The 19,254-nt window shown below is 64.0% G+C and carries 15 protein-coding genes and 1 pseudogene; 7 read left to right on the forward strand and 9 right to left on the reverse strand.

Annotation, left to right across the window (positions count from 1 at the left end; genetic code table 11):
• Positions 1-93: 93 nt before the first annotated feature.
• Positions 94-966, forward strand: a complete 873-nt coding sequence (locus MUO32_RS02510) for an AraC family transcriptional regulator (protein WP_257946650.1) — start codon at positions 94-96, stop codon at positions 964-966.
• Positions 967-972: 6 nt separating this feature from the next.
• Here MUO32_RS02510 and MUO32_RS02515 read toward each other — a convergent pair whose 3' ends face one another.
• Entirely contained in the window at positions 973-2,268 is a 1,296-nt protein-coding gene (locus MUO32_RS02515; RefSeq protein ID WP_257946651.1) for a GGDEF domain-containing protein, read from the reverse strand.
• A 138-nt stretch (positions 2,269-2,406) separates the two neighbouring features.
• On the opposite strand from MUO32_RS02515, the pseudogene MUO32_RS02520 reads away from it, so the two are divergent.
• From MUO32_RS02520 to MUO32_RS02540, 5 genes and pseudogenes are all read left to right on the forward strand, one after another.
• Positions 2,407-3,363: pseudogene (locus tag MUO32_RS02520) on the forward strand (bifunctional enoyl-CoA hydratase/phosphate acetyltransferase); the annotation flags it as partial.
• Positions 3,360-4,469: an acetate/propionate family kinase gene (locus MUO32_RS02525; protein ID WP_257946652.1), complete on the forward strand. Its 1,110-nt coding sequence runs from the start codon at positions 3,360-3,362 to the stop codon at positions 4,467-4,469. The pseudogene MUO32_RS02520 and the gene MUO32_RS02525, both read left to right, overlap by 4 nt.
• Positions 4,470-4,741: 272 nt before the next feature.
• Positions 4,742-5,386: a helix-turn-helix domain-containing protein gene (locus MUO32_RS02530; protein ID WP_257946653.1), complete on the forward strand. Its 645-nt coding sequence runs from the start codon at positions 4,742-4,744 to the stop codon at positions 5,384-5,386.
• A 16-nt stretch (positions 5,387-5,402) separates the two neighbouring features.
• The gene (locus MUO32_RS02535) at positions 5,403-6,506 is read left to right on the forward strand and encodes a Xaa-Pro peptidase family protein (RefSeq protein ID WP_257946654.1); all 1,104 of its coding nucleotides are present in this window, start codon (positions 5,403-5,405) and stop codon (positions 6,504-6,506) included.
• A gap of 155 nt (positions 6,507-6,661) precedes the next feature.
• Positions 6,662-7,684 (forward strand): LLM class flavin-dependent oxidoreductase, encoded by a 1,023-nt coding sequence (locus MUO32_RS02540; RefSeq protein WP_257946655.1) that lies wholly within the window; start codon positions 6,662-6,664, stop codon positions 7,682-7,684.
• 5 nt (positions 7,685-7,689) lie between these two features.
• On the opposite strand, the gene MUO32_RS02545 is transcribed toward MUO32_RS02540, so the two are convergent.
• Positions 7,690-8,124, reverse strand: a complete 435-nt coding sequence (locus tag MUO32_RS02545; RefSeq protein ID WP_257946656.1) for an Lrp/AsnC family transcriptional regulator — start codon at positions 8,122-8,124, stop codon at positions 7,690-7,692.
• Positions 8,125-8,250: 126 nt separating this feature from the next.
• Between MUO32_RS02545 and MUO32_RS02550 the strand changes: the two genes are divergently transcribed.
• The gene (locus MUO32_RS02550) at positions 8,251-11,301 is read left to right on the forward strand and encodes an aminotransferase class III-fold pyridoxal phosphate-dependent enzyme (RefSeq protein ID WP_257946657.1); all 3,051 of its coding nucleotides are present in this window, start codon (positions 8,251-8,253) and stop codon (positions 11,299-11,301) included.
• Between the two features lie 41 nt (positions 11,302-11,342).
• Here MUO32_RS02550 and MUO32_RS02555 read toward each other — a convergent pair whose 3' ends face one another.
• The 7 genes from MUO32_RS02555 to MUO32_RS02585 form a co-directional block, all read right to left on the reverse strand.
• A complete protein-coding gene (locus MUO32_RS02555; protein ID WP_257946658.1) occupies positions 11,343-12,038 on the reverse strand; it encodes a gamma-glutamyl-gamma-aminobutyrate hydrolase family protein in 696 nt (231 codons plus the stop codon).
• 80 nt (positions 12,039-12,118) lie between these two features.
• A complete protein-coding gene (locus MUO32_RS02560) occupies positions 12,119-13,081 on the reverse strand; it encodes an ATP-binding cassette domain-containing protein (protein WP_257946659.1) in 963 nt (320 codons plus the stop codon).
• Entirely contained in the window at positions 13,078-13,989 is a 912-nt protein-coding gene (locus tag MUO32_RS02565; protein WP_257946660.1) for an ABC transporter ATP-binding protein, read from the reverse strand. The genes MUO32_RS02560 and MUO32_RS02565 overlap by 4 nt, the downstream gene beginning before the upstream one ends.
• On the reverse strand, positions 13,986-14,807 hold the full coding sequence (locus MUO32_RS02570) for an ABC transporter permease (protein ID WP_257946661.1): 822 nt from the start codon (positions 14,805-14,807) through the stop codon (positions 13,986-13,988). Before MUO32_RS02570 ends, MUO32_RS02565 begins: the two co-directional genes overlap by 4 nt.
• 5 nt (positions 14,808-14,812) lie before the next feature.
• Entirely contained in the window at positions 14,813-15,748 is a 936-nt protein-coding gene (locus MUO32_RS02575) for an ABC transporter permease (RefSeq protein WP_257946662.1), read from the reverse strand.
• An 83-nt stretch (positions 15,749-15,831) separates the two neighbouring features.
• A complete protein-coding gene (locus MUO32_RS02580) occupies positions 15,832-17,424 on the reverse strand; it encodes an ABC transporter substrate-binding protein (RefSeq protein WP_257946663.1) in 1,593 nt (530 codons plus the stop codon).
• 59 nt (positions 17,425-17,483) lie between these two features.
• The gene (locus MUO32_RS02585) at positions 17,484-19,109 is read right to left on the reverse strand and encodes an amidohydrolase (RefSeq protein ID WP_257946664.1); all 1,626 of its coding nucleotides are present in this window, start codon (positions 19,107-19,109) and stop codon (positions 17,484-17,486) included.
• Between the last annotated feature and the right edge of the window lie 145 nt (positions 19,110-19,254).

The following is a 19,254-nucleotide window of genomic DNA, read 5'->3' on the forward strand; positions in this document are numbered from 1 at the left end:
GACGGCAAAGACTTTCGCTGAGGCGTCAGAAAACTTTGCGCAGGCGGCAACAGGCCATTCCACGCGGGTAAGGCGATGCAAGAGGGCGGCGTCTTGAACATCAGGATCAAACCAGAGATTCCCCAGCACCTGTTCGTCGGCGCCATGGACGGGCCGGCGAGCTGCACGCCCGACGACAATCTCTACGATGTCTGGCCGAAGTTCCTCATCATGGTGCTCCTGCAGGGGCAGCAGCATTTCGTGATGGATGGAGAGCATTTCCGCATCGACGCGGGCGGCGCGGACAGCCCGGAGCCGGTCGTGTTCATGCTGAACGTAGCCCGCGGATGCAAACTGCAATTCGTCAACGAAACCGCGACCCCGATGCGCAAGGTGATGATTTCGGCGCCGCTGCCCTGGATCGACCGCCTGATCCGCTCGCAGCCGACCAGCATGCCGAAGCTGCGCGCCTTCTTCTCGCGCCATCTTGCGACCTTCAGCTTCGCGCCGAACCGGCATCTTTCGCAGATCGCCGAACATATCCTGAAGCCCCCGGGCGCCATGGCGGGCGAGCTTCTGACGCTCTACCGCAATTCCCATGCCTTCGACATCATGTGCCAGGCCTGCTCGGTCCTCGTCGAAGAAGATGCAACGGCCCATCAGCCGATGGCGCTCAGCCGTCGTCTGGGCGAAAAGGTGCGCGACTACATCCTTGCCCATGTCTGCGAGGACCTGACGCTCGACCGCATCGCGCGCGAGGTCGGCATCAGCACCTCCTCGATCCAGCGTCATTTCAAGGAGCATTTCGGCACCAACGTGTCGGACTTCATCCGCCAGGAGCGGCTGGAGACGGCGCGTGCCGCACTGGAGAGGGATGGCATCCCGATCTCGCAGGCCGCCTATCTTGCCGGCTATCGCAATCCTTCGAGTTTCACGACGGCCTTCAAGAAGGCCTACGGCGTTTCCCCGAAACACCGCCGGGCGTAAAACGCCTCAGCGGACGATGACCCGATCCCGGCCGGCTTTCTTGGCGTCGTAGAGGGCGTTGTCTGCGCGGGAGATGACCGAACCGACGCTTTCCGCGAGATCGCAGACAGCACCGCCGACGCTGACGGTTACCATGAGCGAATCCGTATCGATGACGATGGGGAGCGTGCGCACGACCTCCCGCAGACGCTCCGCGGCTTCGTGAACCGAACCATAGTCCGGCCTTTTCAGCACCACGGCGAACTCCTCCCCGCCCATGCGGCCAAACCGGTCTTCCAGCTGGAGGATATCACGGCAACGCTGCGTGAACGCGATAAGAACCTGGTCGCCGACGCCATGGCCATAACGGTCGTTGATCGTCTTGAAATGATCGATATCGAGCATCAGGAAGGCAACAGGCGTCCCCTTCTTCTGGCAATCCGCGTGGATACGATCGGCTTCCTCGAAGAAGCGGCGGCGGTTCATTGCGCCGGTCAGCGGGTCCGTGTCCGCAAGAACCTTTAGTTCCTTGGCGTAGCTGCGCTCACGCGTCACGTCGATATACATGTTGACGTTGAAATTTCCGATCGTGCGATGACGGAACTGAATCGTGCGCGTTTCCCCGCTCGCCGTCGCCACATCAAGATCGAAGGGCGTCATCTCGCGGTTTTCCGCGCGGGCCACGGCAATGGAATCGTACCATTGCGTCCGGGCGAATTCGCGGTAGTCAGGGTCGGGATAGGCAAGCCGCCACCAGTCCTCGATGTTGGAAATTTCGTCCTGCGAGTAGCCGAACAATGCCTTGAACGTGGAGTTGGCAAACTGGATCTGATCGTCCGTGCCCGATATCTCGAAGCCGAAAGGCAACCAGTTGAGCAGCGAAATGACGTTCTCCTGCCAGCCGGCAAGCGTCACGGAACCTTGCGGCGGTGCATCCAGGAAGGTGAAGAGCCGCAGGAGCTCGCCTTCCACGGCAACCTTTGTGACCTGAACCATGAGCATGCGCTCCTGCCCCTGCACATGCGCGCGGATGAGGAACGGCTCGCCGGGAACACCGACCGGCGCCACGCTCCAGATCTGGCCGAGCATCAGCGTCGCTTCCGGGCCGACAAGCTCCTCGACCGAGCAGTTGCCAAACCCTTCAAGGCCGCGGCCAAACAGGATTGCGGCATTCGCATTGGCATAGCGCACCGTCAATGTCTGCTTTTCCATGAGCACGAGCGGCGCGCCGACGCAATTCATCCAGAAGTCCACCTCCTGGCGGGACCTGCGGGAATGGGCCTCGTCCGGCACTGGGGAATGCTGAACTGCGGTGTCAGGCATGCTCATACGCTTGCTACTCGCTACACGGATACGGTGTGGTCATTGCACCATCCGCAAGAAGCTAGTGGCTCGGTGTAAGGATTTGGTTTACGCGACGTGAGCACGTCATGGCGCGGCGACATAAATCCTTTATGGTGCGCAAAAGCCTCAAATCAGGAACGCCGCCGCATGAGCCGACAGACCGACGCCATCCTCGATCTCTGCCACGCCCTGCCGCCGACGCGCACCGCGATCGTGCATGCGGTAAAACCCAACGTGGTGGAGGCGGCAGCCGAGGCGGTGCGGGAAAAGCTGATCGTACCCGTGTTGATCGGCCCTGCTGCGAAGATAGCCGCCGCTGCGAAGGAGGCGGCCGTCGACATTGCCGGATGGGAAATCGTCGATACGGAACATAGCCATGCGGCGGCGGCCAAGGCCGCGGAGCTAGCCGCAGGCCGCCATGTCGATGCGATCATGAAAGGCTCGTTGCACACGGACGAGCTTCTGAGTGCAATCGTCAGAGCCGATGCGGGCCTGCGCACCGAGCGGCGCATCTCGCATTGTTATCTGATGAGCATTTCGACCTACCCGAAGCCGTTCATCATCACCGACGCCGCCGTCAACATCCTGCCGGAGCTGCCGGTCAAGGCCGACATCGTACAGAACGCGGTCGATCTCTGGCGGGTCGTCTTCGGTGACCGGATGCCGAAAGTCGCCGTGCTTGCCGCCGTCGAGACGGTCAATCCGAAGATGCAGGCGACGCTCGATGCGGCAGCGCTCTGCAAGATGGCGGATCGCAAACAGATCACCGACTGCCTCATCGACGGCCCACTCGCCTTCGACAACGCGATCAGCGTGGAGGCGGCGCGCGAGAAAGGCATCGTCTCCGAGGTCGCCGGCAAAGCCGACATCCTGCTCGTGCCCGATATCGAGGCCGGCAACATGCTGGCCAAGCAGCTGACCTTCCTCGGTGGGGCGGAAGCCGCCGGCATCGTTCTCGGCGCGCGCGTGCCCGTGATCCTCACGAGCCGCGCCGACAACGAACGCACGCGCCTCCTCTCCTGCGCGCTCGCCGTCCTGCTCGCCGATGCTCGCACGAAGGGACGCATCCTGTGATCGATGTCCTGCTCGTTCTCAACACCGGCTCGTCCAGCCTGAAGTTCGAGGTTTTCGGCTACGAAAAACTCGACAGGCTCGCCAAGGGCAAGGTCACCGGCATCGGCAGCGGGGCGATGCTCAGCGCAACCATCGAGGAGACCGGCACCGTCATCGACCGGCCGCTGGCCGACGACGACCACGACACTGCGATGGGCGCGGTGATCGACCTGATCGACTGCTACGACGACGGCTGGCGCATGGTCGCAACCGTGCACCGCATCGTGCATGGCGGCGAAACCTTCGCCGATCCGGTCATCGTCACCCCGGAAATCCTGTCCGAACTGGAAACGCTCGTGCCGCTCGCCCCGCTGCACCAGCCCTACAATCTCGCCGGGATCGCCGCATCGGACCGGCTGGCGGACGCGCCCGACATCGCCTGCTTCGATACGGCCTTCCATGCCGCCCAGGCGCCGGTGTTCAAGGCCTTTGCGGTCGAGGAAAGCTTGCGCGAAAAAGGCATTCGCCGCTACGGTTTTCACGGGCTGTCCTACGACTGGATTTCCCGCGTGCTCGCCCGGGACTATCCCGACGTCGCGAAAGGCCGGGTCGTCGCCGGCCACCTCGGCAATGGCGCCAGCCTCTGCGCCATGAAGGGCGGCAGGAGCATCGACACGACGATGGGCATGACGGCGCTCGACGGCTTGCCCATGGGCAGCCGCACGGGTGCGATCGATGCCGGCGCCGTCACCTATATGATGCGCAGCCTCGGCTTCTCGGTGGACGAGGTCGAGCGAATGCTCTACGAGCGCTCCGGTCTCAAGGGGCTCTCGGGCGTCAGCAACGACGTCAAGACGCTGATCGAAAGTTCCGACCCGCGCGCGGCCTTCGCGCTCGATTATTTCGCCCTGAAGGTGGCGCAATATGCGGCCATGATGGCGACCTCGATGGGCGGCATCGACGCCTTCGTCTTCACAGGCGGCATCGGCGAGAACGCCGCGCCGGTGCGCGAGGCGATCCTGTCACGCCTCGCCTTTCTCCAGCCCTTTCGCATCCTCGTCATCGCCGCCAATGAGGAGCGCATGATGGCGACGCACGGCAAAGCGCTGCTGGAGAGACAAGGCTGAACCGCGGGCCGCGGGCCCGTCATCCTTGCCGGCATGAGATATCGTGGGTTCAAGCCACCTGCGCGCCCCGCGTATCGAAGCCGGTAGCCAACCTTTGCCAAATCGCGGTTGAAGAGGCATTTCCACACCCCGACCTGCACGGGCAGGCAATGCCCGGCGGTTCCCAGCCCTGCCGCGTACAATTTTTAGCCCGGCTAAAAAAGAAATTGACAACGCCATTGCGTCGCGCACTATTGAAGTAATACTAAAAACTCGATGAATGGATGGCAAGCATGGGAGAACCCGGGGCGAGCGATGCGCCCGACATCGGCGAGCGCCTTCGCGCACGGCGCCGGGCCTTGAAGATGACCTTGCAGAATGTGGCGGATGCCGCCGGCTTCTCGGTCGGCTTCATCTCGCAGATCGAGCGCGGCATCACCGTTCCCTCGCTGACCTCGTTGATCGCTGTCTGCCGGGCCTTGAAGACCGATGCCGGGTCTTTCTTCCAGCCGCCGCGCGTGGAAACGCCGATCACCCGACGCCATGGGCGTCCCGTCTATGGTCTCGGCGGCACCCCCGACAATGCCGTCACCTATGAGCGCCTGTCCGCCTCCTTCCCCGGCAATGTGCTGCGATCGGCGCTCATCCACGCGCCCGCGGGTTTTCACAGCGAGCCGATGTCGCATGAGGGCGAGGAAATCTACTTCATCGTGGAGGGCGCGCTGACCATCGAGATCGACGGCGAGCGCACGATCCTGGAAGCCGGCGATTCCGCGCATTTCCTTTCGACGCTGACGCATGCCACCTGGAACCATACGGACCGGCCAACGACGATCTTCCACACCTGCACCATGGACGTCTTCGGCGACGAAAAAGCAGCAGACACACCTGCAAGCTTCGTCGTCAAACGCAGTTCCCCCACTTTCGATACAGATTAACCTCAAGGACAGCATCATGATCGAACAGACCGCCACGCGCCTCAAGGCGTTGCGCCAACGCATGGCCGAGACCGGCACCGGCCTCGTCGCCATCGCACCCGGCTCCCATATGGATTGGGTGCTGGGCTTCCATCCGCATCCCGACGAGCGACCCTGCCTGCTGCTGATCGGCCCGGAAAGGCAAGCTTTCCTGATGCCGGTGCTGAATGCGGCGGGAACACGCGAATTCACCGACATCGCCTTCCACAACTGGGCGGACGAAACGGGCCCGGTCGAAGCCCTTGCCGCTGCACTCGCCGATATCGGCGCGGAGGCCCCCGGTCTCGTCGCGCTTGACGAAACCATGCGCGCCGACTTCGCCCTCCTCCTCCTCGATGCGCTGCCGACCGATACCCGCCGCGACTTCACGCCGGCGACGCTCGGCGGCCTCCGCATGCGCAAGGACGGCGCCGAATATGCCAAGCTGAAGATGAATGCCGGCATTGCCGACCGCGCGATGCAGGCGGCCTTCGCCGCCATCCGCCCGGGCATGACAGAGAAGGACGTCGCTGCCGAGATCCGCGCCCACTTCTCCTCCGAAGGCGCCTCGCCGCAGTTCTGGATTGTTGGCGCGGGCGGCAATGGCGCTTTTCCGCACCATTCGGCAAGCGACAAGGTCGTCGAGGACGGTGACGCCGTCGTCATCGACATCGGTGGCCGCAAGGAGGGTTTCCCCTCCGACATCACCCGCATGGCTGTCATCGGCCATGCGCCCGAGGGGTATGGCGAGATCCACGCCATCGTCGAAAAGGCCGTGCAGGCGGCGCTGAAGGCGGCAAAGCCAGGCGTTATCGCCCGCGAGGTCGATGCGGCCGCCCGCAAGGTCATCGCCGATGCCGGCTATGGCGACTATTTCGTACACCGCACCGGCCACGGCATGGGCATCGACGGCCATGAACCGCCCTATATTACCGCCACATCCGAAACGGTGCTGGAGGAAGGCATGGTCTTCTCCATCGAGCCCGGCATCTATCTGCCCGGCCGTTTCGGCATCCGCCTGGAGGATATCTTGATCCTGCGCGCCGACGGCCCGGAAATCCTGTCGTCACTGCCGCGCGCCGTCCACGTCGTACCGGCCTGACAAGTCGACGGAACGGCGTGAAAACGCCGTTCCGTCCGCAAGCGCCGATTTGTGAACGCTGCGTTCTCGTGGGGCGCCTTTTCAAGCCTGACGCTATGCACCATGTTCCGCCCAACACATCTTGCAACGGACGCATCGCGTCGAGGCGGACATTCATGAAGAAAATCGGCTTTCTCTCCTTCGGCCACTGGACACCCTCCCCGCAATCCCAGACCCGCTCGGCGGGCGACACGCTTTTGCAATCGATCGACCTTGCGGTCGCGGCGGAAGAACTGGGTGCTGACGGTGCTTATTTCCGCGTCCATCACTTTGCCCGGCAGCTCGCCTCGCCCTTCCCGCTGCTCGCCGCCGTCGGCGCGCGCACCAAGAAGATCGAGATCGGCACCGCCGTCATCGACATGCGCTATGAAAACCCGCTCTACATGGCCGAGGATGCCGGTTCGGCGGACCTCATTGCCGGCGGCCGCCTTCAGCTCGGCATCAGCCGCGGCTCCCCCGAGCAGGTCATCGACGGCTGGCGCTACTTCGGTTTCCAGCCGCAGGAGGGTATGAGCGACGCCGATATGGGCCGCCGCCATGCCGAGGTCTTTCTCGACATCCTGAAGGGCGAAGGTTTTGCCGAGCCGAACCCGCGGCCGATGTTTCCCAACCCGCCGGGCCTGCTGCGCCTCGAGCCCCATTCCGAGGGGCTGCGCGAACGCATCTGGTGGGGTGCCAGCTCCAATGCCACGGCCGTCTGGGCCGCCCAGCGCGGCATGAACCTGCAAAGCTCCACCCTCAAGGACGACGAGACGGGCGAACCCTTCCATGTCCAGCAGGCGGCGCAGATCCGCGCCTATCGCGAGGCCTGGAAGGAAGCGGGCCATACCCGCACGCCGCGCGTCTCGGTGAGCCGCAGCATCTTCGCGCTGGTTGACGACCGCGACCGTGCTTACTTCGGCCGGGGCGGCAAGGAACAGGATTCGATCGGCTTCATCGACGACAAGACCCGCGCGATCTTCGGCCGTTCCTATGCCGACGAGCCGGACAAGCTCATCACGCAGCTCGCCGCCGACGAGGCGATCCAGGAAGCCGACACGCTGCTGCTCACCGTGCCCAACCAGCTCGGCGTGGAATACAACGCCCATGTCATCGAGGCGATCCTGAAACACGTCGCGCCAGCACTGGGCTGGCGCTAAAGACGTCAAATCCGCTCGATGTCGCGGCGAAGCACGATGGAGGTCGTCAGGTCCTCCACATTGTCCATCGTCGCGACCTCGTCGCGCAATTCGTTGAGCGCATTGATCGACCCGACCTCGACCTCCACCACGAGGTCGAGCTGGCCGCTGACCGAAGAAACCTTGCGCACGGCGGAAAAGCCGGCGAGGCGGTCGAGCACGCCGATGGAAGGCGTGCGCTTCAGCGTCATCAGCAGGAAGGCCTGGATCTGACCGTCGTCGAGCTGGCCGATATCGGCCCGGTAGCCTCTGATGATGCCGGCCTTTTCGAGCCGCGCGACGCGCTCTGTCGTCGCACTGCGCGACAACCCGATGCGGCCGGCAAGCGACTTCATGGGGATGCGCGCCTCCTTGGTGAGGATGCTGAGGATCGTCCGGTCGATGGTATCCGTGCCCTGCATGATGCCTCCCCTGACTGCGCCGACAAGATGACGGTTATTATATACACTGTGCAGGCACAACCGGCATAATGCCGGATGCGCCGATCCATCGTCCATGCAACTCTCCACGCACAAAAGAGGATTGCCATGAACGACATGCTGAAAACGACCCCCGACTTTTCCCTCGAAGCCGCAGCCGCGCTGCTCAAGCAGCAATACGGCCTGTCGGGCAGGCTGTCGCCGCTCGCCAGCGAGCGCGACCAGAACTTCAAGGTGGAAACATCAGAGGGGACCTTCATCCTGAAGATCGTCAACGCCGCCGAGCCGGTCGTGGAAAGCGATTTCCAGACGGCGTTGCTCGCGCATCTCGGCACCCATGCCGGCGATCTGCCGGTGCCCCATATCCGTCCCACGCTCTCGGGCGAAAGCCTTGCCGCTACGACGAGCCCGCACGGCACGGCGCACCGCGTCCGCCTTGTCAGCTGGGTCGAAGGCGAGCCGCTTGCCGAAACGACGCGCAGCGAAGCCGCGCTCGAATCCCTCGGCCACATGCTCGGCCGGTTCGATGCGGCGCTGAAGGGGTTCATGCATCCCGGGGCGCTACGCGATCTCGACTGGGATATCCGCACTGCCGGCCGCTCGGCGGACCGTCTCTCACATGTCACGGCTGCGGAAGACCGTGCTCTCGTCGAGCGCTTCCTAAAGCGCTTTGCGACGGTCGCGCCGCGCCTTGCGACGCTACGCGCCGCCGTCATCCACAATGACGCCAACGACTGGAACGTGCTGGTCGATGCCGGCAATCCTGACCGCATTTCCGGCCTCATCGATTTCGGTGATGCACTCCATACGCCGGTCATCGCGGAAGTGGCGATTGCCGCCGCCTATGCCGGCCTCGACCACGCCGACCCGATCGGCGCGGCCGCCGCCATCGTCCGCGGCTTCCATGCGCAATATCCGCTGCTCGAAGAGGAGGTCGATCTTCTCTACGACCTCATCGCGATGCGCCTCGTCACCTCGGTCACCATGTCGGCCTCGCGCCGCATCCATGCCGAGGACAACCCCTATCTCGCGATCAGCGAGCGTCCGGCCTGGACGCTGCTGCGCAAGCTCGACCGCATGAACCCGCGTTTTGCCGCCGCCATCCTGCGCAAGGCCTGCGGCTTCGAGGCAGTACCCGGCGCCCGCGTGGTGGCCGACTGGATCGAAAAGAACCGCAAGTCGCTCGCCCCGCTGCTCGTAAAACCGGCCGCCACCTATCCGGCCGCCCTCGTGCCCTATGGCGATCCGACCCACCCGATGACCGTCAAATCCGCCGCCGAACAGCCGGACGCAGCGCAGGCGATCTGGGACGCCTACTGCCGCGACACCGGCGTCGAACTCGGCATCGGCCCCTTCGGCGAGGAACGCACCGTCTATGCCGGCGAGATGTTCGTCTCGCGCTTCATCGAAGGTGCGCGCCGCACCCACCATCTCGGCTTCGACCTCTTCATGGCGGCGGGCACCAAGGTCTTCGCGCCGCTCGCCGCCACCGTGGTCAGCGTCGAGGTCGAAAAGGACCCGCTCGGCTATGGCTGCCTGATCGCGCTTCTCCACGAACCCGAGGGTTGTCCGCCCTTCATCTCGCTCTGGGGGCACCTTGCCCATGAGGCCGTGAACCGCCTGAAGGCCGGGGACCGGCTGGAGGCCGGCGCGCTGGTCGGCGAAATGGGAGCACCCAAGGAAAACGGCGGCTGGGCACCGCACCTGCATTTGCAGATCTCCACCGACACGACGCTGTCCGCCACCGAAATCCTCGGCGTCGGCGAACCGCGCTACCTCGATGTCTGGGCCGAACTCTTCCCCGATGCGCGCATCTTCGCCGGTGTCGCGAAAGAGTTCTTCGAACGCCAAGGTCGCTCGCATGAGGAGATCGTCAAGATGCGGCGCGAGCTGCTTCTGCCGAACCTCTCGATCTCCTACGACAAGCCGATCAAGTTCGTGCGCGGCGAAGGCGTCTGGCTGATCGATGACAGCGGCCGGGCCTATCTCGACTGCTTCAACAATGTCTGCCACATCGGCCATGCGCATCCGGCCGTCGTGGAGGCGATGGCGAAACAGGCCGCGACGCTCAACACGAACACGCGCTACCTGCACGACAATATCGTCGCCTATGCCGAGCGCCTGACGGCGACGCTGCCGAAGGAGTTGACGGTCGCGGGCTTCGTCAACAGCGGTTCCGAGGCCAACAGCCTGGCGCTGCGCATGATGCGCGCCCATACCGGCCGCGAAAACGCCATCACGCTCGACTGGTCCTATCACGGCACGACGCAGGAGCTGATCGACATCAGCCCCTACAAGTTCCGCCGCAAGGGCGGCAAGGGGCCGAAGCCGCATATCCATATCGCCGCCGTCCCGGACAGCTATCACGCCCCGGCGGACTGGCCGATCGAAGAGCACGGCAAGCGGTTTGCCGAAAGCGTCGCCGAGCAGATCTCCGTCATGAAAGCGAAGGGCGAAGGCCCGGGCTTCTTCATCGCGGAATCCATCCCGAGCGTCGCCGGCCAGGTCTTCCTGCCGGAAGGGTATCTCAAGGAGGTCTACCGGCTGGTGCGCGAAGCTGGCGGTGTCTGCATCGCCGACGAGGTGCAGGTCGGTTTCGGCCGCGTTGGCAGCCACTGGTGGGCCTTCGAGACGCAAGGCGTGGTGCCCGACATCGTCACCATGGGCAAGCCCATCGGCGACGGCCATCCGCTCGCCGCCGTCGTCACGACCCGTGAGGTCACCGACAGTTTCAACAACGGCATGGAATATTTCAACACCTTCGGCGGCAACCCGGTCTCCTGCGCCGTCGGCCTCGCGGTCCTCGACGTCATCGAGGGCCAGGACCTCCGCGGCAACGCGCTTGCCGTCGGCAATTACCTGATGGACGCCTTCCGCGACATGCAGACGCGCTATCAGGCGATCGGCGACGTACGCGGCCTCGGCCTCTTCCTCGGCATCGAGCTGGTAAGCGACCGCAAGACCAGGGCGCCCGCCACCGAATTCGCCCGCGCCGTCTCCAACGGCGCGCGCCGGCGCGGCGTGCTGATGGGCACCGAGGGCCCGTATGACAACGTGCTGAAGATGCGCCCGCCGATGATCTTCTCCAAACGCGACGCCGATCACCTGATCGCCGTGCTCGAGGAAACCTTCGCCGACGTCGAAAAGACGCTCGGCTAAGACGGGCCAACCGGGAGAGCCTGGCTCTCCCGGTTGGAATTCTACCGGCTTGCCGCGCTCACGAACGCGTCGAATATGCGCGCGCCGGGATGGCTTTCCGCATCGAGCCGTTCCGGGTGCCATTGCAGGCCCATGGCAAAAGCATACGCCGGCACCTCTATCGCCTCGATGACGCCATCGGTTCCCCGAGCGGTCACGATCACGGCGTCGGAGACCTCAACGATCGCCTCCCGGTGAAAAGTGTTCACGCTGAAGGTATCGGCATTGAGGATAGCCGCCATCCTGGTGCCCTGGGGAATATGGACGTCATGACGCATATCCGCTCTGTCATGCTCCAGCACGCCCGCCCGGGAAGAGCGAACATCCGAGACCATGCGGCAACCGTGCAGACATCCCAGCATTTGCATGCCGTTGCAGATGCCCAGCACTGGCTTGTCGCGCGCAAGGAAGCCCTCCATCAGCGCCATTTCGACGGCAAGACGATCAGACAGCGGATACTGCGACCGGTCGCCTTCGACGTACCACTCGCCCGGAAAGTTGATCCGCCCGCCGACACTCAGGAAACCATCGAACGTCTCGACGACGTGATCGACCAGATCAACTGCATAGGGAATGCCGAAAGCGAAAGCGCCGGCTCGGCCGAGAGCGGAAAAGTAGCTCTTGGATGTATCATAGCAGTCGCCACCCGAACTGGTGTTCTCGTCCATGATCACGGCGATCTTTGGCTTGCGATCCATTGCGTTCCACCTGTTTTCGCGGTCAAATTCAATCGGATCGAGCCGAGGCTTCGCACATGTCGCCGGGCTCGTCCATCGGGTCAGGCCGAAGCCAGCCGGACTTTGTGATTACCGGCGATCTCGACCAGTTCGGAGGGCACCGGTGCCGTAAAGACGTCAGGCGACGTGCTTCCGTCCGAAACGAAACGCCGACCGGCGAGCAACGGCACGTTGTCAACCCGATCCTGTCTTTCAACCGGGTTGAGCGCGGCGGCGGGATCCGGGATGGCCGCGATCAGGCGGCGCGTATAGGGATGAGCCGGCGCTTCAAAGATGTCGCGCCAGCCGCCCTCCTCGACAACCTCGCCGAAATACATCACCAGCACACGGTCGCTCATGTGTTCCACGACGCTGAGGTCGTGGCTGATCATCAGGTAGGAAAGACCCAGCTTTTCCTGAAGATCGAGCAGGAGATTGATGATCTGCGCGCGGATCGACACGTCGAGCGCGGAAACCGGCTCGTCGAGCAACACGATTTCCGGTTCGAGGATCAGAGCCCGGGCGATACCGATGCGCTGGCGCTGGCCGCCGGAAAATTCGTGCGGATAGCGCTTCGCCTGCTCGGGCGTCAGGCCGACATTCCTCAGCATGGCCTCGATGCGACCCTCGATTTCCGAGGCCGCGGTGACGCCGTGCAGGCGCAGGGGAGCGGCAAGGGACGTGTGTACCGACTGGCGTGGATTGAGCGAGGCGTAAGGATCCTGGAAGACCATCTGCACCGCCTTCGCCCGCTGCATGCGGCCCGGGGCGCCAGGGCCGGCGAGCGGCTGGCCGCGATAGCGGATCATGCCTTCGCTCGGCTCCTGAAGGCCGAGGATGGACAGCGCCGTCGTCGACTTGCCGCAGCCGGATTCGCCGACGATCGACAGGCATTCCCCCTTGGCCAGCTCGAAGCTGATGCCGTTGACGGCATGCAGCGTACGCTTGCCGGCGCCGAGCAGGCCGCCACCGGAAATCGGGAAACGGACGTGGAGATCATCCACCTGCAACAGGGGGGCGGTCATGGCTGGCTCCCTTCCGGTCCGCGCGGCGCGATGAAGCGGGTCTCGGTGAGCTTCGAACGGTCGGCAATGATGCTGTCGATATCGACAAGCCGCTGGCGGCCATGTTCGCTGCGGCTGCCGAGGCGCGGCAGGGCGCCGAGCAGGCCGCGCGTATATTCATGGCGAGGGTTGTCGAAAAGCGCCCTCGTATCGTTCTCCTCGACGAGGCAGCCGGAATACATCACGCCGACACGCTGGCAGACGCTGGCGATGACGCCAAGATCGTGGCTGATGAAGAGCACCGCCGTGCCACGCGCCGCGCAAAGCTCCTTGATGAGCCGCAACACCTCGGCCTGCACCGTCACGTCGAGCGCCGTGGTCGGCTCGTCGGCGATCAGGAGGTCCGGGTCGCAGGCGAGCGCCATGGCGATCATCACGCGCTGGCGCAGGCCGCCAGACATCTGGTGCGGATAGTTTTTCGCGCGCCGGTCGGGGTTGGGCACGCGCACGTTGCCCAGCGCCTCGACGGCGAGCTTTTCCGCCTCGCCCCAGCTCTTGCCCTGATGCAGCACGAACATTTCGGCGATCTGCCGGCCGACCGTCGAAAGCGGATTGAGCGCCGTCATCGGTTCCTGGAAGATCATGGCGATGCGGTTGCCACGCAGGCGCCGCATCTCGCGCTTCGGAAGGGCGAGCAGGTTCTGCCCCTTGAACAGGATTTCGCCGCCGGAGACCGTAAGCGGCTTCTTCAGAAGCCCCATGACGGCAAGCGACGTCACCGATTTGCCCGAGCCGGATTCGCCGACAAGGCCATAGGCTTCGCCCGGCATGATCTGGAAGGAGATGCCCTTGAGGAGCGGGTGGACCGTGGAGCGATTGACAGCCACGCCGAGGCGCAGGTCTTTGATGTCGAGAAGCGGCGCGGTCATGGCTTGCGCGTCCTCATATGCGGGTCGAGGCTGTCACGCAGGCCGTCGCCGAGAAGGTTGAAGCCGAGTACCGAGAGGAAGATGGCAAGGCCGGGGAAGATCGCCACCCAGGGCGCGAGCTGGATGAGCTGGCGCGCATCCGTCAGCATCGAACCCCAGCTCGGGAATGGCGGCTGGATGCCGAGCCCAAGGAAGGAAAGTGCTGCTTCCGACAGCACGGCCGAGCCCATGCCGAGCGTCGCCATGACAAGGATCGGGCCCATCATGTTGGGCAGGATCTGCGTGAACATGATGCGCAGGTCGCCGTAGCCGAGCGTCTGCGCCGCCTGGACATATCCTTGAGATTTCAGGGAAAGCGTAGAGGAGCGGGCGATACGGCAGGTCCAGCTCCAGTTGGTGAGACCGAGCGCGATGAGCAGCGACGGCAGGCCCGGGCCGAGCACCGCCATGACCGCGAGCGCGAAGATCAGCGAGGGGATGGCGAGCATTACATTCGTCAGGCCATTGACGAGATCGTCCCACCAGCCGCCCCAATAGCCCGCGGTCATGCCGAGCGTGATGCCGATCATCGAATTGATGACCTGCGACACGACGCCGACCGTCAGCGAAATCTGAGCGCCGTAAAGGATGCGCGTATAGACGTCGCGCCCCTGCGCATCCGTGCCGAACCAGAAGGTGGCGTCGGGCGGCAGCTCGGAATTCATCAGGTCCGCGTCGAGCACCGGATGGAAGGGCGCGATCCACGGGGCGAGGATGCCGGCGAGAATCACCAGTGTCGTCAGCCCGGCGCCGAGCCAGAAATTGAAGCCGAAGCGCATCCCCGTCACTCCTGCTTGATCCGCGGATCGATCGCGGCATAGATCAGATCGACGGCGGTGTTGATGACAAGGAACCACAGCACGATGACGAGGATCGTGCCCTGCACCACGGGAATATCGCGGATCGCCACGCTATCGACCAGCAACGAGCCGATGCCCGGCCAGGCGAAAAGCTTTTCGATGACGACGGCCTGGCCGATCAGCGAGCCGAACTGCAGGCCGACCGTGGTGACGATCAGCACGAGCGCATTGCGCGCCACGTGCCAGCGCACAACTTTCATCTCGCTCATGCCTTTGGAATGGGCGGTGCGGATGAAATCGGCGTTCAGCACATCCAGCACACCCGCGCGCGTGGTGCGCGCAAGAAGCGCGAGCGGCGTCACGCCGAGCGTGACCGCGGGCAATATGAGATTGCGAAACGATCCGTCGCCATAACCGAAACTGGGCAGCCAGTTCAGTTGCAGGGCGAAGAGATACATCATCAGCAGGCCCAGCCAGAACTGCGGCATGGACAGGCCGGAGACGGCGCCGATCATCGTCACGGTATCGAGGATGGAGCCCGGCCTGAGCGCGGCCAGAAAGCCAAGCGGCACGCCGACGACCAGTGCAAAGACCATGGCGGCGATGGCAAGTTGCAGCGAAGCGCCCATGCGGTCGCCGATGAGATCGATCACCGGCTGGCGGGTGCGGAAGCTGGTGCCGAGATCGAACTGGGCGAGGTCCGTGACATAGGTCACGAAGCGCTCCATCAGCGGCTTGTTCAAGCCGAATTCCTCGTTGAGGCGGGCGATCATCTGCGGGTCGGCAGCACGTTTGCCATCGGCGAAAAGGCTGGCCGCGAAGGTGCCGGGCACGACGGAGAAGATGACGAAGATCAAGAGCGCCACCACGACGACCGTCGGGATGACCTGCAGGATTCGGCGCAGGGTGAAACGAAGCATGAGCGGTTCCGTTTTGGCCGCCCTTGCGGGCGCGACAATCGATGCGGGGACGGCTCTGACGCCGCCCCCGAACCTCTCAGGGCTTACTTGCGCGCGTCGGGCGCGTTCTCGTCGATCCAGATCTCGTCATAGGGCTGGACCGCCAGTTCTGTGGCGTTCGGCACGAGGCCGTGGATCCACGGCTGATAGGCCATGACCGCCTTGTTGTAGTTGAAGAACCAGACCGGCGCGTCGTCCTGCACGATGTTGTTGGCCTGGCGCAGGAGATCGTTCTGCTTGGCCGGATCGCGTTCCTGCTGGGCGGCTTCATAGAGCTTGTCGAATTCCGGGCTCGCATAGCTTGCATAGTTGCAGGCGGACTGCGCCGTCTTGGAATAGTAGCAGCGCAGCGCGTTCAGCGGATCGGGACCGGACAGGTTCGACCAGATGAAGGCCTGGAAGTTGTTCGACGTGACCGCATCGCCCAGCGCCGAGCTTTCGACCGGCTTCGGCTTCACGGTGATGCCGACCTTCTTCAGCATCGGCAGGATGGCCTCGACGATCGGCACGCCCCAGCTCTCGTTCGGGCTTGCCGTCACTTCGAACTCGAAGCCATCGGCATAACCGGCTTCCGCCAGGAGCGCCTTGGCCTTCTCCGGATCGAAAGCATAGGCGGCCTTGTCCTTGTCGAAGGCCGGCGAGGACAGCGGCAGCCAGCCGGAAGCCGGATAGGCCTTGTTCTTGACGAGGCGCTCGATGATCAGCGGCGCGTTGATGGCGTGATTGATCGCCTGACGGACGCGCTTGTCCTTGAAGGGCTCGAACGCCGGGTTGAAGCCGATGTTACGGGTGTAGACTTCCGCGACTTCAAGCAGGTGATCCTTCAGGCCCTCTTCGCCCTGATAGGCCTGGTACTGCGTGGGTCCAAGGATCGAGACGTCGATTTCCTTGTTGCGGAAGGCGACGTCGCGGGCGGCGTCTTCGGCCATCAGCACGATGTTGATGCGGTCGAGATAGGGTTTGCCTTCCTCGTAGTACTTGCCGAACTTTTCAACGACGACCTGCGAGCCCGGCACATGCTCCTTGAAGACGAAAGCGCCGAGGCCGACCGGATTCTTGGCGAAGCTCGACTCGTCCTCGACATTCGACGGATAGATGACCGTCGTGTTCTGCATCAGCGGGAAGCCGGGATTGATCGGGCCGGTATAGGTGATCTCGAGCGTGTTGTCGTCGATCTTCTTGAGGCCGGAAATCTCCTCCGCCTTGCCGGCGATGAACTCTTCCGCGCCCTTGATGACGGCGATGAAGCTGGCGCCCGGGAAGGCGTTCTTCGGATTGGCAATGCGCTTGTAGCTGTAGATGAAGTCATCGGCCGTCAGCGGCTTGCCGTTGTGGAACACCGCGTTCTTGCGCAGGTGATAGGTGTGGACCGTGCCGTCCTCGGAGACCTCCTCGGAATCGGCCAGTTCCAGCACCGGCTTGTTCTCGATCGAGTTCCAGCTGTAGAGACCGCGATGGATGGCCTGGGTGATGAACTCTTCCTGCGTGTTCGGGCTGGCCTGCACGTCGAGCGTGGCGAAGCTGGAGCCGTAGGGCGCGGTGAAGACAAGCGTTCCGCCGGAACGTTCGCCGGCGGCCAGCGCCCCGGTTGCAACGCTGAGGCTCAGCATGGCGGCGAGTGTCAGTCTTTTCAACATTTCGTCCTCCCTCTCGTGCCGTTTTCGGCATCGTTTCGATGGTTCAGTCCGGCAGGCCCTTATCGTGCGTCGTGCACGACGCGGCCTGCAAGCAGGGTCAACAGGCAGCGCGTGCCTGACAGAATGGTGTCGGTCGGCGCCTCCAGCAGGTCGTTATCGAAGACGGCGATGTCGGCCCATTGGCCGGGCACCAGCCTGCCCTTCACCGCTTCAGCCTTCTGCGACCAGGCGCCGAATTCCGTATAGGCCTGCAAGGCCTCCTCGCGGCTCAGCGTCTCGGACGCCTTCATCACCGTGCCCTTGCCGGTCTTGCGCGTGATCATGGCGTGCAGGTTCGGGAAGGGATCCGGTGAGCAGACCGGTGCGTCCGAGCCGGTCGAAGGCTTCAGGCCCATGCGCATCCAGGTACCGATCTGGTAGGAGCCCTTGCCGCGCTCCTCGCCCAGCACGGAAATGTAGCTGTCGCCGAAATCGTGGATGAAGGCCATCTGCGGCGCGGGCAGGATGCCGGCCGTCTTCATGCGCGCATCCTGCTCCGGGCTCGAAAAACCGCAATGCTCGATGCGATGGCGTCGGTCCGGATCGGGCGTGGCGGCCAGCGCCTTCTCATAGGCCGTGATCAGCTGCTCGATCGCACCGTCGCCGATGGCGTGGCAGGCCATCTGGTAGCCGCGGTCGTGGAAGGATTTGACGAGCGCCTCGACCTCGGCATCGGGCAGCATCTGCACGCCGATATTATCGGGTTCGCCCTGATAGGGCTTCGACATCCAGGCGGTGCGCCCGCCCGCAGAACCATCGAGGAAGATCTTCACCGCACCGACGCGCAGCATGTCGTCGCCGGCACCGGAGATGAGCCCCGCCCGCCAGGAATCCTCGACGATAGAAACGCCGGGATCGCCGAGCAGCGTCAGCCAGACGCGCACCGGCAGGCGACCCGAAACCTTCGCCATTTCATAGGCCTGGATTTCCGAGAAGCCCGAGAGCTGGCCGACCGCCGCATCCATGCAGCTGGTGATACCGAGCGAAAGCAGGTACCGCCCACCCCGCTCGATGCCGTCGATCAGTTCGTCCGCCGTGACCTCCGGCATCGCTGCCTTGATGAGGTTGATGGCATTTTCGGCCAGCAGCCCGTTGAGACGACCGTCGGTGAGGCCGATCACACCGCCATCCGGCACAGGCGTCGCCTCGGTCACGCCTGCAAGTTTCAGCGCGTGCGAATTGGCAATGGCGACATGGCCGCAGGCACGCGACAGGAGCACCGGATGATCGGGCGCCGCGCGGTCGAGATCCTCGCGTGTCGGATGACGTCCGGTGTCGAGCTTGACCTGGTCATAGCCACGCGCCTGGATCCACCCGCCCTTCGGCGTCTTGGCCGCACGTTCGGCAAGCGCCGTCGTGAGAGCCGAAAGCGTCGGCGCGGCAGCGGGCGTCGCATCGACCCAGCCCATGGTGATGCCGGTCGAAATCAGGTGCAGGTGATTGTCGATGAGGCCGGGGCTGGCGAAACGGCCCTCAAGGTCGATGACCTCGGTGCGCGGCCCCTTGAGGCTCAACATGTCGGCACTGCTGCCGGTAGCGAGAACCTTGCCCTGCCAGACGGCGACAGCTTCGCTGATGCCCTCCTCCCGGCCCCGCCAGATGCGGCCATTGTGCAGGATCAGATCGGCTTCGATTGCAACGGACATTCACAACTCCCTCGTCGGGGCGGCCGAGCCGGCGCCCCGTTCCTCCTGACGCAACGTGAAAGGTTGTGGCGACCTTGGCTAATTCGCTTTTGGCACCACCCCATGCTGAATCGGCATACCCATTTCGATTGAATGACTTATGATC

The sequence above is a fragment of the Shinella sp. CPCC 101442 genome (assembly GCF_024704725.1).
Lineage (GTDB): Bacteria > Pseudomonadota > Alphaproteobacteria > Rhizobiales > Rhizobiaceae > Shinella.

What these genes read in the sequence shown, in the direction of transcription:
- MUO32_RS02515 (WP_257946651.1), bottom strand. Translation starts at nt 2,268, where the DNA reads ATGCCTGACACCGCAGTTCAGCATTCCCCAGTGCCGGACGAGGCCCAT.
- MUO32_RS02530 (WP_257946653.1), top strand. Translation starts at nt 4,742, where the DNA reads ATGGGAGAACCCGGGGCGAGCGATGCGCCCGACATCGGCGAGCGCCTT.
- MUO32_RS02535 (WP_257946654.1), top strand. Translation starts at nt 5,403, where the DNA reads ATGATCGAACAGACCGCCACGCGCCTCAAGGCGTTGCGCCAACGCATG.
- MUO32_RS02540 (WP_257946655.1), top strand. Translation starts at nt 6,662, where the DNA reads ATGAAGAAAATCGGCTTTCTCTCCTTCGGCCACTGGACACCCTCCCCG.
- MUO32_RS02545 (WP_257946656.1), bottom strand. Translation starts at nt 8,124, where the DNA reads ATGCAGGGCACGGATACCATCGACCGGACGATCCTCAGCATCCTCACC.
- MUO32_RS02550 (WP_257946657.1), top strand. Translation starts at nt 8,251, where the DNA reads ATGAACGACATGCTGAAAACGACCCCCGACTTTTCCCTCGAAGCCGCA.
- MUO32_RS02555 (WP_257946658.1), bottom strand. Translation starts at nt 12,038, where the DNA reads ATGGATCGCAAGCCAAAGATCGCCGTGATCATGGACGAGAACACCAGT.
- MUO32_RS02560 (WP_257946659.1), bottom strand. Translation starts at nt 13,081, where the DNA reads ATGACCGCCCCCCTGTTGCAGGTGGATGATCTCCACGTCCGTTTCCCG.
- MUO32_RS02565 (WP_257946660.1), bottom strand. Translation starts at nt 13,989, where the DNA reads ATGACCGCGCCGCTTCTCGACATCAAAGACCTGCGCCTCGGCGTGGCT.
- MUO32_RS02570 (WP_257946661.1), bottom strand. Translation starts at nt 14,807, where the DNA reads ATGCGCTTCGGCTTCAATTTCTGGCTCGGCGCCGGGCTGACGACACTG.
- MUO32_RS02575 (WP_257946662.1), bottom strand. Translation starts at nt 15,748, where the DNA reads ATGCTTCGTTTCACCCTGCGCCGAATCCTGCAGGTCATCCCGACGGTC.
- MUO32_RS02580 (WP_257946663.1), bottom strand. Translation starts at nt 17,424, where the DNA reads ATGTTGAAAAGACTGACACTCGCCGCCATGCTGAGCCTCAGCGTTGCA.
- MUO32_RS02585 (WP_257946664.1), bottom strand. Translation starts at nt 19,109, where the DNA reads ATGTCCGTTGCAATCGAAGCCGATCTGATCCTGCACAATGGCCGCATC.